At 63.0% G+C, this 14,445-nt stretch carries 12 protein-coding genes; 5 read left to right on the forward strand and 7 right to left on the reverse strand.

Annotated elements, in window-relative coordinates; translation table 11 throughout:
• Both RT513_RS05450 and RT513_RS05455 read left to right on the forward strand, forming a co-directional pair.
• Nucleotides 1-855 (forward strand): 3-keto-5-aminohexanoate cleavage protein, encoded by an 855-nt coding sequence (locus RT513_RS05450; RefSeq protein ID WP_290687780.1) that lies wholly within the window; start codon nt 1-3, stop codon nt 853-855.
• A gap of 44 nt (nt 856-899) precedes the next feature.
• A complete protein-coding gene (locus RT513_RS05455) occupies nt 900-2,216 on the forward strand; it encodes an adenylosuccinate lyase family protein (RefSeq protein WP_290687782.1) in 1,317 nt (438 codons plus the stop codon).
• Between the two features lie 36 nt (nt 2,217-2,252).
• Here RT513_RS05455 and arcC read toward each other — a convergent pair whose 3' ends face one another.
• The 6 genes from arcC to RT513_RS05485 all read right to left on the reverse strand — a co-directional run bounded on the left by arcC (nt 2,253) and on the right by RT513_RS05485 (nt 9,719).
• Nucleotides 2,253-3,185, reverse strand: coding sequence for a carbamate kinase (arcC, locus tag RT513_RS05460; RefSeq protein ID WP_088214089.1), 933 nt, complete (start codon nt 3,183-3,185; stop codon nt 2,253-2,255).
• A gap of 3 nt (nt 3,186-3,188) precedes the next feature.
• Complete coding sequence (locus RT513_RS05465) at nt 3,189-4,190, reverse strand: ornithine carbamoyltransferase (protein ID WP_088214088.1); 1,002 nt, start codon at nt 4,188-4,190, stop codon at nt 3,189-3,191.
• Nucleotides 4,191-4,262: 72 nt separating this feature from the next.
• A complete protein-coding gene (arcA, locus tag RT513_RS05470; protein WP_088214087.1) occupies nt 4,263-5,489 on the reverse strand; it encodes an arginine deiminase in 1,227 nt (408 codons plus the stop codon).
• Nucleotides 5,490-5,493: 4 nt separating this feature from the next.
• Nucleotides 5,494-6,879, reverse strand: coding sequence for an amino acid permease (locus tag RT513_RS05475; protein ID WP_290687787.1), 1,386 nt, complete (start codon nt 6,877-6,879; stop codon nt 5,494-5,496).
• Nucleotides 6,879-8,312, reverse strand: a complete 1,434-nt coding sequence (locus RT513_RS05480) for a YfcC family protein (RefSeq protein WP_256947210.1) — start codon at nt 8,310-8,312, stop codon at nt 6,879-6,881. Before RT513_RS05480 ends, RT513_RS05475 begins: the two co-directional genes overlap by 1 nt.
• Before the next feature lie 258 nt (nt 8,313-8,570).
• Nucleotides 8,571-9,719 carry a succinylglutamate desuccinylase/aspartoacylase family protein gene (locus tag RT513_RS05485; protein WP_290687790.1) on the reverse strand — a complete coding sequence of 383 codons (1,149 nt, stop codon included), beginning with the start codon at nt 9,717-9,719 and terminating at the stop codon, nt 8,571-8,573.
• 81 nt (nt 9,720-9,800) lie between these two features.
• Here RT513_RS05485 and mnmH point away from each other — a divergent pair, with 81 nt between their 5' ends.
• Nucleotides 9,801-10,850: a tRNA 2-selenouridine(34) synthase MnmH gene (gene mnmH / locus RT513_RS05490; RefSeq protein WP_290687792.1), complete on the forward strand. Its 1,050-nt coding sequence runs from the start codon at nt 9,801-9,803 to the stop codon at nt 10,848-10,850.
• A 3-nt stretch (nt 10,851-10,853) separates the two neighbouring features.
• Here the strand turns inward: mnmH and RT513_RS05495 are convergent, their stop codons facing one another.
• Nucleotides 10,854-11,795: a LysR family transcriptional regulator gene (locus tag RT513_RS05495; RefSeq protein ID WP_290687794.1), complete on the reverse strand. Its 942-nt coding sequence runs from the start codon at nt 11,793-11,795 to the stop codon at nt 10,854-10,856.
• A 119-nt stretch (nt 11,796-11,914) separates the two neighbouring features.
• Here RT513_RS05495 and RT513_RS05500 point away from each other — a divergent pair, with 119 nt between their 5' ends.
• Both RT513_RS05500 and RT513_RS05505 read left to right on the forward strand, forming a co-directional pair.
• Complete coding sequence (locus RT513_RS05500) at nt 11,915-12,799, forward strand: serine hydrolase (protein WP_290687796.1); 885 nt, start codon at nt 11,915-11,917, stop codon at nt 12,797-12,799.
• Between the two features lie 28 nt (nt 12,800-12,827).
• Entirely contained in the window at nt 12,828-14,417 is a 1,590-nt protein-coding gene (locus RT513_RS05505) for an ABC transporter substrate-binding protein (protein ID WP_290687798.1), read from the forward strand.
• Nucleotides 14,418-14,445: the final 28 nt, after the last annotated feature.

Consider the following 14,445-nt stretch of genomic DNA (forward strand, 5'->3'; position numbering starts at 1 on the left):
ATGGCCGGCCCCTGCATCATCTGCGTTGCCATCACCGGATCCCTGCCGACAAAGGCGAATAACCCGGCGGTGCCGATCTCGATATCCGAACAGATCGAATCGACCCAGCAAGCGTTCGAGGCGGGGGCCAGCATCGCCCATTGCGACGTGCGGGACGATGAGGGGCTGCCGACCTCCGACCCGGAGCGGTTCGCGCGGCTGAAGGAGGGGCTGGAAACCCATTGCCCCGGCCTCATCATCCAGCTTTCGACGGGGGGCAGAAGCGGTGCGGGTCAAGCACGCGGCGGGATGCTGCCCCTGCGGCCGGACATGGCCTCCCTGTCCGTGGGCTCGAACAACTTCCCCACGCGGGTATATGAGAATCCGCCCGACCTGGTGGACTGGCTGGCGGGAGAGATGCTCACATATGACATCAAGCCAGAGATAGAAGCTTTTGATCTAAGTCATATTATTCAGGCGACTCGGATGCAGGCAGACGGACGCCTGAAAGGCCCGCTCTATGTGCAGTTCGTCATGGGCGTGAAGAATGCCATGCCTGCGGATGAGCGCGTGATCGACTTCTATATAGAAACGCTCCACCGGCTTGCCCCCGATGCCTCGTGGTGTGCGGCGGGGATCGGGCCGCAGCAGATCGTTCTGAACGAATGGGCCATACTCAAGGGCGGTCATACCCGAACCGGGATGGAGGATAACGTGCGGATCGACCGGGAAACGCTTGCGCCGTCCAATGCGGCGCTGGTGCGTCGCGCGGTTGAGCTGTGCGACCGGTACGAGCGTCCTGTGGCCACCTGGCAGCAGGCCCGCGACATTCTCGGCCTGCGTATGCCGGGCCAGGGCTTGCACGCGGCGCGGTAACGCGCTTTCTTCCGCCCGTAATCTGCCCAGACGAAAGATCGACCATGCCTGCCGCCCCTGCCGACAGCGCCCTTTACCGCGGGCTTTTCGGAGACGATGAAACCGCAGCCTTCTTCACCGACAGCGCCGAGATACGTGCCATGCTGCTGGTGGAAGGGGCCCTTGCCCGCGTGCAGGGCGCGCTCGGGATCATCCCGGAAACCGCCGCCGCCTTTATCGACAGGTCCAGCCGGGAAGTGCTGATCGACCCGTCCGCCCTGGCGGCGGAGACGGCAGTGAACGCGGTGCCGGTGCCTGCTCTCGTCTCGGCGTTTCGCAAGGCAATGGCTGCGCCGGATCACGCGCAGTATCTTCACTGGGGCGCGACAAGTCAGGATATCATTGATACCGGCCTCGCGCTCAGGCTCCGGCGCGTGGTGGAGCTTTGGGATGCACGTCTTGCGGCTCTGCTGACGGCACTCGGTCGCATGGCGGGTGACTATGCCGACCTTCCCATGGCGGCCCGGACCTATGGTCAGGTGGCGACGCCGACCAGCTTCGGCTCTGTCGTCGCGGGTTGGGGGCGACCGATCCTGCGGCACCGGCATCGGCTTCATGAGGTATCGGCAGATCTTGCCACCGTTTCGCTTGGTGGTGCGGCAGGTACCCTTTCCGCCATGGGACCGGAAGGGCCGGAAGTGCGAGCCGGTCTGGCGCGGGCGCTCGGACTCCGCGATCCCGGGGCCTCGTGGCATTCGGAGCGTGACCGGATTGGCGCTTTCGCAGGCTGGATGGCAGGCCTTGCCGCGAGCCTTGGCAAGATGGGCGATGACCTCGTGTTGATGGCGCAGTCCGGCATTGGCGAGATCCGCATCGCGGGAGCAGGGGGGTCCTCCACCATGCCTCAGAAGCAGAACCCGGTCGGCCCATCGGTGCTGGTTGCTCTGGCGCGGCAGATCGGGGCACTCGCCGCGACGTTGGAGGGCGCGGGCATACATCGGCAGCAGCGCGATGGGTCGGCCTGGTTCGTGGAATGGCTCACGCTCCCGCAGATCTGTGTTTCCACGGGCCGGGCGTTGGCGCTTTCCGTGGAGATCGCGGGCGCGATCAGCCCGGATTCCGAGGCGATGGCGCATGGTCTCGATGACGGTACGGGCCTTATCCATGCGGAAGCCTATACCTTTGCCCTCGCGCGCCATATTCCGCGGCCCGATGCGCAGGCGAAGATCAAGGCGCTGTGCAAGGAGGCTCAGCTGACCCATGTAGCCTTGGGTAAGCTTGTGGCGCGCGATTTCCCCAACTTGGATCTCAGTGCGGCCGGGGGGCTTGGAACTGCACCGGCGGAGGCAAGAGCCTTCGCCAAGCTCGTACGAGACCTGTGAAAGGCTCCGGGCGGGAACACCTGCCCGGAGCCGGGCTTAATAGAATGCCGTTTCGCCTGCACCCGCGAAAATCGTGGTGCCTTTTTCGCCTTTGACCGCCTGTGGAATATCCGCAAGCGAGCAGATGACCGCACGGTTGCCGGTGGCGCGGGCAAAATCCTGCGCAGCCTTCACCTTCGGCCCCATGGAGCCAGCAGGGAAGTCATAGGCATCCATCCCGTCAGGGGTCGCGGAGCGGATGGCCTTCTGCTCGGGTTTGCCCCAATCGAGATAGACCGCGTCTGCATCCGTGGCGACCACGAAGAAATCGGCCTTCAGATCCCGCGCCAGCAGAGAGGAGGCGTTATCCTTGTCGATAACGCATTCCACGCCGATGAGCTGCCGCTCGGCATTGGGGTCATACGCCGTAGGAATACCGCCTCCGCCCGCCGCAACCACTGTCGTTCCCTTCTCCAGCAGCCATTGGATGGGGTGAAGCTGAAAAATGCGCTTCGGCTCCGGCGACGCGACGACGCGACGCCAGTATTTTCCGTCCTGCTTGACGACCCAGCCCTTCGCGTCGGCTTCCTTCTTGGCCTCCTCCTCCGAATAGACCTTGCCGATGAACTTGGTCGGGTTCTTGAAGGCGGGGTCGTCCAGATCGACCTCCGTCATCGTGAGGATCGTTGCGATGGGCTTGTCGAAGGGCAGCACATTGCCCAACTCCTGCTCGATCATGTAGCCGATCGCGCCCTCGGTCTGCGCGCCCAGGACATCCAGCGTCGCGGGTGTGTCGGACCCCTCCTGCTGGAGGGCGAGCAGCCCGACCTGCGGGCCGTTGCCATGGGTGACCACCGCGGTGTGTTCAAGGCAGAGCGGCGCAAGGGCCTCGGCCGCCAGCCGGGCATTCCGGCGCTGGTTTTCCTCGGTCATCGGCTCGCCCCGCTTGAGCAGGGCGTTACCGCCAAGGGCAATGACCACGGTTCCCATGGATCACCCCGCCAGCGTGGCGACCAGAATCGCCTTGATCGTGTGCATCCGGTTCTCGGCCTGCTCGAAGGCGATGTTTTGGTGGCTCTCGAACACCTCCTCCGTCACCTCCATCTCGGTGATGCCGAACTGGTCGAAGATCTGCTTGCCGACCTTGGTATCGGTGTTGTGGAAGGCGGGCAGGCAGTGCATGAACTTGACATTGGGATTACCGGTCTTGTTCAGCATCGCCTTGTTGACCTGATAGGGGCTCAGCAGTTTGATCCGCTCCCCCCAGACGTCCGCCGCTTCGCCCATCGACACCCAGACATCCGTATGGACGAAGTCCACCCCCTTCACGCCTTCGTCGATATTGTCGGTAATCGTGATTCTGGCACCGGTTTCCTCGGCACGCTTTTTTGCCATCTCGACGACGTCGTCATGGTTCCAAAGGCTCTTCGGCGCAATGATGCGCACATCGCACCCCATGATGGCACCGAGCATCAGAAGCGAATTGCCCATGTTGTTGCGCGCGTCGCCGACGAACGCATATTTGATCTGCTGCCGTGGCTTGTCGGCATATTCCGTCATGGTGAGGAAGTCGGCGAGCATCTGGGTGGGGTGCCAGTCGTCTGTCAGCCCGTTGTAGACCGGAACGCCGGAGTATTGTGCCAGCTCTTCCACCATGCCCTGTCCGGCGCCCCGGAATTCGATGGCGTCAAACATCCGGCCCAGCACGCGCGCGGTATCCTTCATGGATTCCTTGTGGCCGATCTGGCTGCCCGATGGATCGAGATAGGTGATATGCGCCCCCTGATCATGAGCCGCCACCTCAAAGGCACAGCGTGTGCGGGTGGAGGTTTTCTCGAAGATCAGGCAGATATTCTTGCCCGACAGCGCCGGCTGCTCCGAATGGGAGTATTTCGCCCGTTTCAGATCGCGCGCAAGATCAAGCAGATAGAGCATTTCCCGCTGGGAAAAGTCGGCGATCTTCAGATAGCTGCGACCGCGAAGATTGAGACCCATGGTGGACTCCTTTGTGACTGGTCGAAATCGTCTGGAGGAGGGGGTGCTCTCGCACCCCCTTGCGGTGTCGGCTCAATACGCGGGATCGCGCAGGATCGGGCAGGTCATGCAGTGACCGCCGCCCCGGCCCCGTCCCAGCTCGCTGCCGTTGATGGTAATGACCTCGATCCCAGCCTTGCGGAGGAGCGTGTTGGTGTGGGTGTTGCGCTCGTAACCGATGACGACACCCGGCTCCAGCGCGACGACGTTGTTGCCGTCGTCCCACTGCTCGCGCTCGGCCTGGAACTCGTTTCCGCCGGTATAGATCGTGTGCAGGTCGTTGAGGCCCATGGCCTTCTTGTATGTTTCAAGAAGGTCGGTCTTTTCTTCGATGATCTCGATGCCCCACTTGTCATGAGGAACGAGACTGAACGGCCGGATTTCCTCGATCACCTCGCCGAAAGCCGTCACCTTGTCGTGGTCCACGCAGGTGAAAACCGTATCGAGGTGCATGGCCGAACGCGATTTCGGCATCACGCAGGCGATGACCTTTTCCGCCGCACCCTTCGCGAAGAGGGCGCGGGCGAGCTTGTCGACGCCCTGACGGCTAGTCCGCTCGCTGACGCCGCACAGGACGATGCCCTTGCCCACGGCCATCACGTCGCCGCCCTCGATAGAGGTATTCCCCCAATCCTCATCGGAATCGCCGAGCCAGATATCGAACTCGTTTTCCGTGAACATCGGATGGAACTTGTAAACGACGCGCTGATAGAGCGTCTCCGGTTTGCGGGCAGGCCAGAACATCGGGTTCAGCGTCACGCCGCCATATACCCAGCAGGACGGGTCGCGCTGGAAAAGCGCGTTGGGGATCGGGCGGACAAGAAATTCGCTGGACGACAGGATATCGGTCATCAGGGACGTGACCATTTCCTTCGGCAGGTCATCGCGGACGATACCCCCCATCAGGTGTCTCGCGAGCGCGGCAGGTGCCAGCGAGTCGAGCCAGGGCCGGAGGATCGGCACCAGCGTCGGGCCGACGTAATTGTCGTTGATCCGACGGTCGAGGACGAAGGCGCGCGATTCTGGCACTTTCTCGAAGGTCTCGGCCAGCAGGTCCTGAAGATCATAGACCTCGATACCGCGCGACTTCATCTTCAGGACGAAGTCGGCGTGGTCGGCACGGGCCTTGGAAACCCAGATGACGTCGTCGAACAGAAGGTCCGCGGCGTTTCCTGGGGTCAGCCGCTCATGGGCGAGGGAGGGGCGGGAGACCAGCACCTTCCTCAATTTGCCGATTTCGGAATGAACACCGAGTTGCATAGGATCAGACCTCCTTTTGGAATTGCGATCCGGTTGCGATCGCGGCGACCCGTGCATTGCGCCAGCGTATGGCCACATGAACAGGAATCCCCGCGATCAGGAGAAGAAAGCCTAGAAACACCGTCTCTGCTCCCGAGCCGTAGAGCGCCCACATCGAGTAGAGGAACCCCAGCCCCCCGAGAATGGTTGCACTGAACAGCTTCCGCGCGCGCAATTCTCCCCGCGAGATGAGGATTGCCACTTCGGCGAGGGAACAGACGCAGTAAGGCAGAAGGCTCGACATGACGGCGAGCAGAACGATCGTATTGAAAGCGTCCACCAACCCCTGTCCGAAGTTGATCGTGACGAGGATGGAAGCGAGGACGTTGGACAGCACCAAAGCATTGGCCGGTGTGCCGAAGCGCGAAAGCTCTCCGAAAACGGCGGGAAAGACCCTGTCTTGCGCGGCGCCGTAAGGCACCTGGCCGGTGAGCAGGGTGAAGCCGTTCAATGTTCCGAAAGAGGAGATGACGGCGCCGATCGCGACAAGCAGCCCCCCCGTCACGCCCCACATGGAGCGGGCGACGTCGGCCAGCGGCGCTGAAGATGCCGCGAGTTCGTCGGAAGGGATCACGCCGATCGCGACTGTCGTGACAGAGATATAGACAATGGCCGCGATCAGCACGCCCGCGACGGTGGCCCGCGGTATCGTCTTCTCGGGGTTGCGGACATTGCCGGACGGTACGGTCGCCGATTCCAGCCCGAGATAGGCCCAGAGTGTCAGTGCCGCCGCCGCCGATATGGCTGCGATATTGGACTGGTCGCTCACATTCACCGGAGCGAAATTGCGCCCGTCGATCCAGAACAGCCCCAGCACCCCGATAAGGACAAGCGGCACCAGCTTAAGTACAGTCGTGACGATCTGGACAAAGCCCGCTTCCTGCACCCCCCGAATGTTGACGAGGGTGAGCACCCAGATGCTGACGAGCGCCACCGCAAGGCTGTAGGTGGCGCTTTCCGCCACAGCGGGAAACAGAAATCCCACATAGCCCGCCAGCGCGACCGCCACTCCCGCATTCCCCGTCCAGAGCGCAATCCAGTAGCCCCATGCGATGAGGAACCCCATGAATTCGCCGAAGGCGGTTTCTGCATAGGCGTAGGGACCACCCGTCTTGGTCACGAGCCGGGATAGCCGGCCGAAGATCAGCGCAAGAACCAGCGCGCCGAGCGACGTAAGCACCCAGCCCACGAGAGAGATCGGCCCGATCCGCGCAAGCGACGCGGGAAGCAGGAAGATGCCCGATCCGATCATGTTGCCCACGACAAGCGCCGTGCAGGCGACAAGACCGAGGCCCGGCTGCTGGCTTCCTGCTGCCTCGCCGATGAGCGACACACCGTTCGTCACGGACATCACGCCCCGCCAAGCGCGCCGACGCTGAGCACCACCATGATGATGATGGCGAGGATGACAAGCAGCGGCCAGACGAACTTCAACCACCGGTCATACGAAACCTGCCCGATCGCGAGACCACCCATGACCACTGCGAAGGTCGGGTTGAAAAGGTTCACCCAGCCATTGGCGGATTGATAGGCCGTCACCACCAGGTCCCGTGTCACTCCCGCAAAGTCCGCCAGCGGTGCAAGGATCGGCATGCTGAGCACTGCCAGACCGGAGGACGAAGGAACGAGGAAGGAAAGGATCGTCTCCACCACCAGGATGGTGTTGATGAACATGACCTGGCCCAGCCCACCGAAGAGACCTTCAAGAGAGTGAAGGATCGTATCGGTGATCTTGCCCGCGTCCATCACCACGACGATCCCGCGCGCCACGCCTATGATGAGCGCCACGCCCAGCAGGTCGCGCGCCCCGTTGACGAACGTCTCGACGAAGGTCCCCTCATCGAACCTGGTCTCGGGCGCGAACTTGCCAACCAGCCAAGTGAGGATCGCCATGCCCAGGAACAGCGCCGACATCTCGGCCATCCACCAGCCCTGACTGATGACCCCCCACAGCATGATGACGAAGGTCAGCCCGAAGAGCGACAGGAGGATGGCGCGCATCGTGGTGAATTCGGGAAGGGTCGCCGAATCTCCGTCTTCCGACTTCAGGAAGCGCTGGATGTTTTCCTCGCGCATGTCGGCGACTATGGATTTGGACGGGTCGTTCTTTACCCGCTGGGCATAGCGCATCACGAAGGTGATGCCGGCCAGCAGGCTGACCACAAGGATCACCACACGCAGCGTCAGCCCGTCTGTAAAGGGTACTCCGGCCGCGTTGGAGGCGATCACCGTGGCAAAGGCGTTGAAGGTCGAGCCCATCGTGCCGATGCCGCAGCCCAGCAGGATGGTGGCCACGCCGGTAAGCGAGTCATAGCCCGCGCGTAACATCACCGGAATGACGATGGCGTAGAACGCAAGGCTTTCCTCTGCCATCCCATAACTTGTGCCGCCGAGGGCAAAGGCTGTCATCAGGATGGGGATCAGCCAGACTTCCTTGCCCTTGAGAGCGTTCATCAGCCCGCCGATCCCGGCGTCGATGGCCCCCGTCCGCGTGATGACAGCAAGGAAACCGCCGATGATGAGAACGAAGAGAGCTACATCAATGGCGCGCGCCATTCCCGACTCCGGGTCATAGAACCCGGCGATGGGGGCGAGCAGCACATCCCACCACCCCTGAGGGTTCTGGGTGACGGCATGGTAGGTGCCGGGAACCGGCACCTCCTGACCCAGCGTTTCGCTCATCTGGCGTGTATATTCGCCGGCAGGTACGAACCACGTCAGGATTGCTACAACGACGATGAGACAGAACAGAATGGTGAAGGCGGTTGGAAACTTGAATTTCACGCGAAAACTCCCTGCCCGTGGCATTGAGGAAACTTCCGGTCGAGCAAGGCCGATGCCGGCCTTGTCGCGATTACACCCGCTTGGAGGTCGTTATTCCACGTGGACCGCTCACAGGGATTTCAAGATCAATCTCTAAGATTGAGATGTATTTTATTGTTCTGGATGCTCGATAAAAAAGCTTGACTGCTACACCAAAAACAAAAGCGCCCCTCGCAGAGAGCGGGGGCGCTTGCAAATCAGTCCGGTCTTGAGCGTGCGTCAGGCCGGGAGAAGCGTCGTGCCGATACGGGAGGCGAGTGGTTCGGCGCCGGCAATCTTGCCGATAATCCGGCCCTCCCAGGCGAAACGCTGCTCCAGCCGGGCGAAGAGCACACCGTCGGTCACGGCGACGACCGGTGTCGTCGTGCCGAGCGGGTCAACAATCTCGGCGACGACCTGCCCCGCCCGCACCCGCTCTCCAAGATCCGCCCGGTAGAGGATCAGCCCTGCGACGGGCGCGGTGAGCTGCTGCATCCCGTCGAGTGGCGTGGCATCGCAGAGCGGCTCGGGCAGTGGCCCTGCCTCGCCCTGCACCACGCCGCGCCGGACCAGAAAGGAGAGAAGCGCGGCGGCGTCCTTACGGGCCAGCGTCTCATCCACCTGATTGTTGGAGCGCAGTTCCACGGTGGCGGAAAGGCATGCGGGGGGCACAGGCTGCCCGGGAAAGCGGCGCGCCAGCGACCACCACGGGCCAGAGCAGGCCTCGTCGAACGGATTTCCGCCGGACACCTCCTCCAGCAGCACGGCCCGCGCACCGATCTCCTGCGCAAGATCGGCAGCATCCGGCCACAGCGGCGTCCCGATATAGAGATGCACTTCCGCTTCGCTGTCGGCATGCAGGTCGAGCACATAGTCCGCATCATGCGCGAGCGTCATCAGGGCCTGACGCAGCGCCGTGATCTCCGTCTCCCGCGGCATCGCAGCAACGAGGTCTCCCATCGCCTGCCGGATGATCGCGACATTGGCGGCGGCATCGCCTCCCAGCCGGCCCGCCACGCGCCCGGCCACATCCTCTGCCAGATCCGGCCAGCCGCGGTTGAAATTCTCGCCCCCCGTCGTTTCGTAACGCCCGCGTACCGCGCCATGCACCGCCTGCGACAGCCCCACCGGGTTGCAGACCGGAACCACGACGATCTCGCCCACGATCCGTCCCTGGTTGCCAGCCTCGGCAAGCAAGGGGACAAGCTCGTGCAACGTTAGCATTCCGGGGAACTCATCCGCATGCAACCCTGCCTGAAGATAGGCCTTGGGACGTGCGCCCGGAGTGCCGAAACGCAGCACGGCGATTTCCCGCGCGGGGCCGGAGAGGGGTGGCGGCAGGGTGATCGTCTCCCGAAGCGGGTTTTGGGCTTGCATGGGACGCGTCATCGGTCTTTCTCCTGCCTGGGGCGGTCCGGTTTCTGTGCACGCTCCATCATGCCGCGTCCAGCCCCGGAGGACTACGCTTCCATGACTTTCCGCCTCACAGCGCTCACCGATCTGGCGGAGATGGGCTTTGACACGATCATCGACGTGCGCTCCCCTTCGGAATATTCCGAAGACCATCTGCCCGGCGCCATAAATCTGCCTGCCCTCGACGATGCGGAACGTGCGCGTGTCGGCACGCTCTACAAGCAGGTTTCGCCCTTCATGGCGCGCAAGCTCGGCGCCGCACTGGTGGCGCGGAACGCGGCGCATCATCTGGAGACGGCGCTTGCTGAAATGCCGGGAGGCTGGCGGCCGCTGATCTATTGCTGGCGGGGCGGGCAGCGGTCGGGTTCAATCTCTCTCATCCTTTCCGAAGTCGGCTGGCGCGTCGCGCGGCTGGAGGGCGGCTATAAGGCATGGCGCCGGCAGGTCATCACCTGCCTGCATGACCGGCCCTTTCCGGCCCCGGTCATCCTGCTCGACGGCAACACGGGTTCGGCCAAGACCGAAGTGCTCCGCCTCCTGCCCGAACGCGGGGTGCAGGTGCTCGATCTCGAGGGGATGGCCAACCACCGCGGCTCGCTTTTCGGAGGGCAGGGGCCGCAGCCCTCGCAGCGCGCGTTCGAGGGGCGGCTGGCCGTAGCCCTCGCATCGCTGGACCCTGCAAGGCCGGTGCTGGTGGAAGCCGAGAGTTCGCGTATCGGAAATTGCCTGCTGCCTCCGACGCTCTGGCGCGCGATGAAGGCCGCGCCGCGCATCGCCATTGTCGCGCCGGCGGCGGCGCGTGCCGACTATCTCCTCCGGGCCTATGGTGATCTGCTGGCCGATCCGGGCAGGCTCGCGGCCATTGTCGAAAGCCTCCGCCCTCTCCATCCTGCGGCAAGGGTGGAAGAGTGGCAGGCGCTCGTCCTGCGGGGCGCATGGCGCGAACTGGCGGCTGAATTGATGCTCCATCACTACGATCCGCGCTACAACCGGCACCGCGCCCGGACTGGCGGAGGCGTGCAGGATGTGCAGGTCGATTGCCTGCGCCCGGAAGCGATCCCGGGTCTGGCAGATCGGATCGCCGCGCTGGTCACCGCTCCCCGCTAGTGCTTATGCAGGTGCGGCACGGACCGCCGCCGCGATCCGGCCATGGGTCTCGGTGCAGATTGTCCGCAGGATCGTGACCAGCACATCCACCGCATCGGAAGCAGGACGATCCTCCGGTCGGACGGCCGAGACGATGAACTTCTGCCCGGGGCTGAATGGCCGGATGACCGCGCCGCGTTCCGCGAGAGCAAGACCGGTCAGCGGGTTCAGGATCGCCACCCCGAGGCCCCGCAACACCAGTTCGGAGACAGCGGCCGCCGATTGCGCTGTCACGCGGATCCGCCGCGAGACCCCGGCCGCATCGAACATCCGGTCCAATCCGGCCCGATAGGGATCGTGGACGGGAAACGAGATATAGTCGATCCCGGCGAAATCCTGCGGTGTGCAGACTGCACGCTCCGACAGGGGATGACCCGGGGCCATGACCACCACCATGTCGAAAACACCGAGCGGCACCACCTCCACCCTCCGCTGCGCGTGAAAGCTCTCCGTCAGCCCGAGGTCGAAGTTGAAGCCGGTCAGCACGGAGTCGTTCCGCGGATCCTGGGTCGCTACGTCCACGGTCATGCCCGGCTGCCGCTCCAGAAGGCGAAGGATCGCATCGGGGAGCAAGGTCTGCGCAAGGGCGGGCAGCGCTGCGATCGTCATCGTGCCGGTATCCGCGGCCCGCAACCGCTCGACCGTGGCGTTGATCCGCGCCAAACCGGCATAGGCCGCATCGACCTCCTCCCACAGCCGCAGCGCGCGCAAGGTCGGAAACAGGCGCTGCCGCTTTCGTTCGAATAATGCAAATCCGATATGTTTCTCCAGCCGATGAAGTTCCCGCGTGATCGTGGGTTGCGATGAACCGAGGGCATGCGCCGCCGCAGTGACGGTATGGAAGCGCATCATCGCGCGAAAAACCTCGATCTCGCGAAGGGTGAGGGGAGTATCGGGCTGGATCATGGGTGGACCTTCTGGAGTGTTGCAGGTTCATATCACCAGTGCATGAACTTGCATCGCATTTTCTGTATCGAAAATCGGAGGGATCGCTATCCCTTGCCTGACCAAAGCAAGGCCCGTTCATGGAACAGTTCGACCCAGCCGCGTCTCCTGCCCACGCAGCACTTCATGAGGTGTTGTCCCGTCGCGCGGGTATCGAACCAGCGGATGTGAGCTTTGCCATCCGCCTCTACGACCGCCCATTGCGCGCGGGCGCCGCGGGGCGCTTCGCTGATGGAGAGGTGATGAGCCATCTTCCCCGTCAGGCGCGCTATCCGGCCTCGGTGATGAAACTTTTCGTGCTGAACATGCTGGCGACGCTCCGCGCCACGGGAGAGATCGAATACGATCCTGAGGACGACCGGGCTGCACGGGCGATGATTGGCATTTCCTCCAATGAGGCGACGGTCTATCTCATCGGGCGGATGACGGGTGCCGAAGATGGCGGGCCGCTCTATGGCGCCGAACTGGAGGATTGGTTCGCGCGAAGACAGTTCATGCGAAACTTTTATGAACGCATCGAATTACCTGAATTCAAAGGGATAAATATTCTTCACGGGACGTACGAAGACAGCCCGTATGGCCGCGCGTTTCAGGTTCGCGCCCCGCAGAACGCCAATCGTCTGACCGCACTCGCGGCGGCGACGCTCATGCACGACGTGATGCGGGGCGCTCTGCCCGGAGCAGAATGGATGCAGGAGCTGTTGTCCCGCGATTTCCAGCGGCGGGACGGACCGCATGAGGGCGATCAGGCGGCGACCTATCTCGCGGGTGGCCTCCCGGATGAAATGCGCTGCTGGTCGAAGGCGGGAAACACCTCTACCGCGCGCCACGACCTGCTGTATGGCGAGCGGCCCGACGGGCGTTCGCTTCTCATCGCGATCATGACGGAAGGATCGCGGGCCGCTGCGGATGAGACGCTGCTGACGGAGTTCGCGCGGGTCTTCCATAGCAGGGTCTTTTGCTGAAGCAACGATAACAACAGGGAGAACAACCATGAACAATCGCTGGAAGATCGCGCTCGGCGCAGGTGCGCTGGCTCTTGCGACCACCTCCAACTTCGCGCTGGCGCAGGTGGCAGGCGGGACATTGAGCCTCGTGGCGCCTTATGGCTCGGCGCTGAAGTCTCTCGATCCGCACGCGACCTATGCCTCGCAGGATATGGCTGTGTCCAAGGCATTCCACCGGGCGCTTTATACATGGGATTCCGCTGCGAATGCCCCGGCGCTCGATCTCGCGTCCGAGGTCGCGGTTTCGGAGGGCGGGCTTACCTATACCTATACGCTGTTCGACGACATCTATTTCCACAACGGGCGACAGATGACGGCGGACGATGTCATCTGGTCCTATGAGCGCATCCTCAACCCGGAAAAGGCATTTCCGGGGTCGGTCAAGCTGGAACCCATCGTCGGTGCCCGGGAGTATGCGCGGGGCGAGGCGGCGCATGTGGCCGGGTTGAAGAAGATCGACGACCTCACCTTCTCCATTACCTTTGCCGAGCATGTGGAGCCGGGTAACCTGCTGTTCGAAGCGATCACCGCGATCCTGCCCAAAGAGGTTGCCGACACACCGGAGTTCCTGTCCCATCCCGTGGGCCTGGGTCCTTTTGTGTTTGATAAACACGTCGAAGGATCAGCTATTTCCGGCACGAAGTTCGATAGATACTTCAAGGAAGGGAAGCCCTATGCGGATCGGGTGAGCTATGTCATCACCTCCGATTATTCCGCGATGGATATGGCTTTCCGAGCCGGCGAGATCGACGCGACGGTGCTGTCGGAGAATGTCTATACGCAGTACAAGGCGGACCCGGAGCTTTCGAAAGGTCTGATCGAGGTTTCCGAGGTCTTTACCCGCCACATGGGGATGAACACGGAGAAGAAGCCCTTTGACGATGCTCGCGTCCGTCAGGCGATCAACTATGCGGTGGACCGCGATCTCATCATCCAGAAGCTTCTGAAGGAAAAGGCGTTCAAGGCCAACGGCTGGTTGCCCGCGACCTCCGCCGCGTTTGACGAGACGCGCGCCCCCTATCCCTACGACCCGGCCAAGGCCAAGGCTCTCATGGCGGAGGCCGGTTATGCGGATGGCGTCGAGATCGAGGTGATGGTGGTGGACAGCACCCAATCGCTCGGCGTTCTGCAGGCGATGATGCCTTATCTTCGGGAGATCGGCATTACTGCCAAACCGCGTGTGGTGGAACAGAACGTTCTGGTCGATGCGATGACCGACGGGACGGCCCTGGCCTGGTTCCGCTCCACGGGGACAGGGCCGGACGATATCGCGGCGCTGCGCTATTTCGACAGCCGTGTCTCCCGTGCCGCGGGCAACCGCTCGGCCTACAAGAACCTCGAATTCGACAAGGTACTGGATGCTGCCGCCGCCGAGGTCGATCACGACAAGCGCGTGGCGCTCATCCGTGAGGCCGAAGGCATCGTGTTCAACGATGCGCCGGTGTGGTTTCATAACTACAACAAGGCGGTGCTTGCCACGCAGCCCTGGATACACGGTGTCGATGCGAATGTGACCGAGGCCGCGATCCTTGAGGTGGACAGCATCTGGGTGGACGAGAACAAGCCCAACCGCTGACCGCAGGGCGACCCGAAAGGGTCGCCGG

It is taken from the genome of Haematobacter sp., assembly GCF_032102465.1.
Taxonomy (GTDB): domain Bacteria; phylum Pseudomonadota; class Alphaproteobacteria; order Rhodobacterales; family Rhodobacteraceae; genus Haematobacter.

What these genes read in the sequence shown, in the direction of transcription:
- RT513_RS05450 (WP_290687780.1), top strand. Translation starts at nt 1, where the DNA reads ATGGCCGGCCCCTGCATCATCTGCGTTGCCATCACCGGATCCCTGCCG.
- RT513_RS05455 (WP_290687782.1), top strand. Translation starts at nt 900, where the DNA reads ATGCCTGCCGCCCCTGCCGACAGCGCCCTTTACCGCGGGCTTTTCGGA.
- arcC (WP_088214089.1), bottom strand. Translation starts at nt 3,185, where the DNA reads ATGGGAACCGTGGTCATTGCCCTTGGCGGTAACGCCCTGCTCAAGCGG.
- RT513_RS05465 (WP_088214088.1), bottom strand. Translation starts at nt 4,190, where the DNA reads ATGGGTCTCAATCTTCGCGGTCGCAGCTATCTGAAGATCGCCGACTTT.
- arcA (WP_088214087.1), bottom strand. Translation starts at nt 5,489, where the DNA reads ATGCAACTCGGTGTTCATTCCGAAATCGGCAAATTGAGGAAGGTGCTG.
- RT513_RS05475 (WP_290687787.1), bottom strand. Translation starts at nt 6,879, where the DNA reads ATGTCCGTGACGAACGGTGTGTCGCTCATCGGCGAGGCAGCAGGAAGC.
- RT513_RS05485 (WP_290687790.1), bottom strand. Translation starts at nt 9,719, where the DNA reads ATGACGCGTCCCATGCAAGCCCAAAACCCGCTTCGGGAGACGATCACC.
- mnmH (WP_290687792.1), top strand. Translation starts at nt 9,801, where the DNA reads ATGACTTTCCGCCTCACAGCGCTCACCGATCTGGCGGAGATGGGCTTT.
- RT513_RS05495 (WP_290687794.1), bottom strand. Translation starts at nt 11,795, where the DNA reads ATGATCCAGCCCGATACTCCCCTCACCCTTCGCGAGATCGAGGTTTTT.
- RT513_RS05500 (WP_290687796.1), top strand. Translation starts at nt 11,915, where the DNA reads ATGGAACAGTTCGACCCAGCCGCGTCTCCTGCCCACGCAGCACTTCAT.
- RT513_RS05505 (WP_290687798.1), top strand. Translation starts at nt 12,828, where the DNA reads ATGAACAATCGCTGGAAGATCGCGCTCGGCGCAGGTGCGCTGGCTCTT.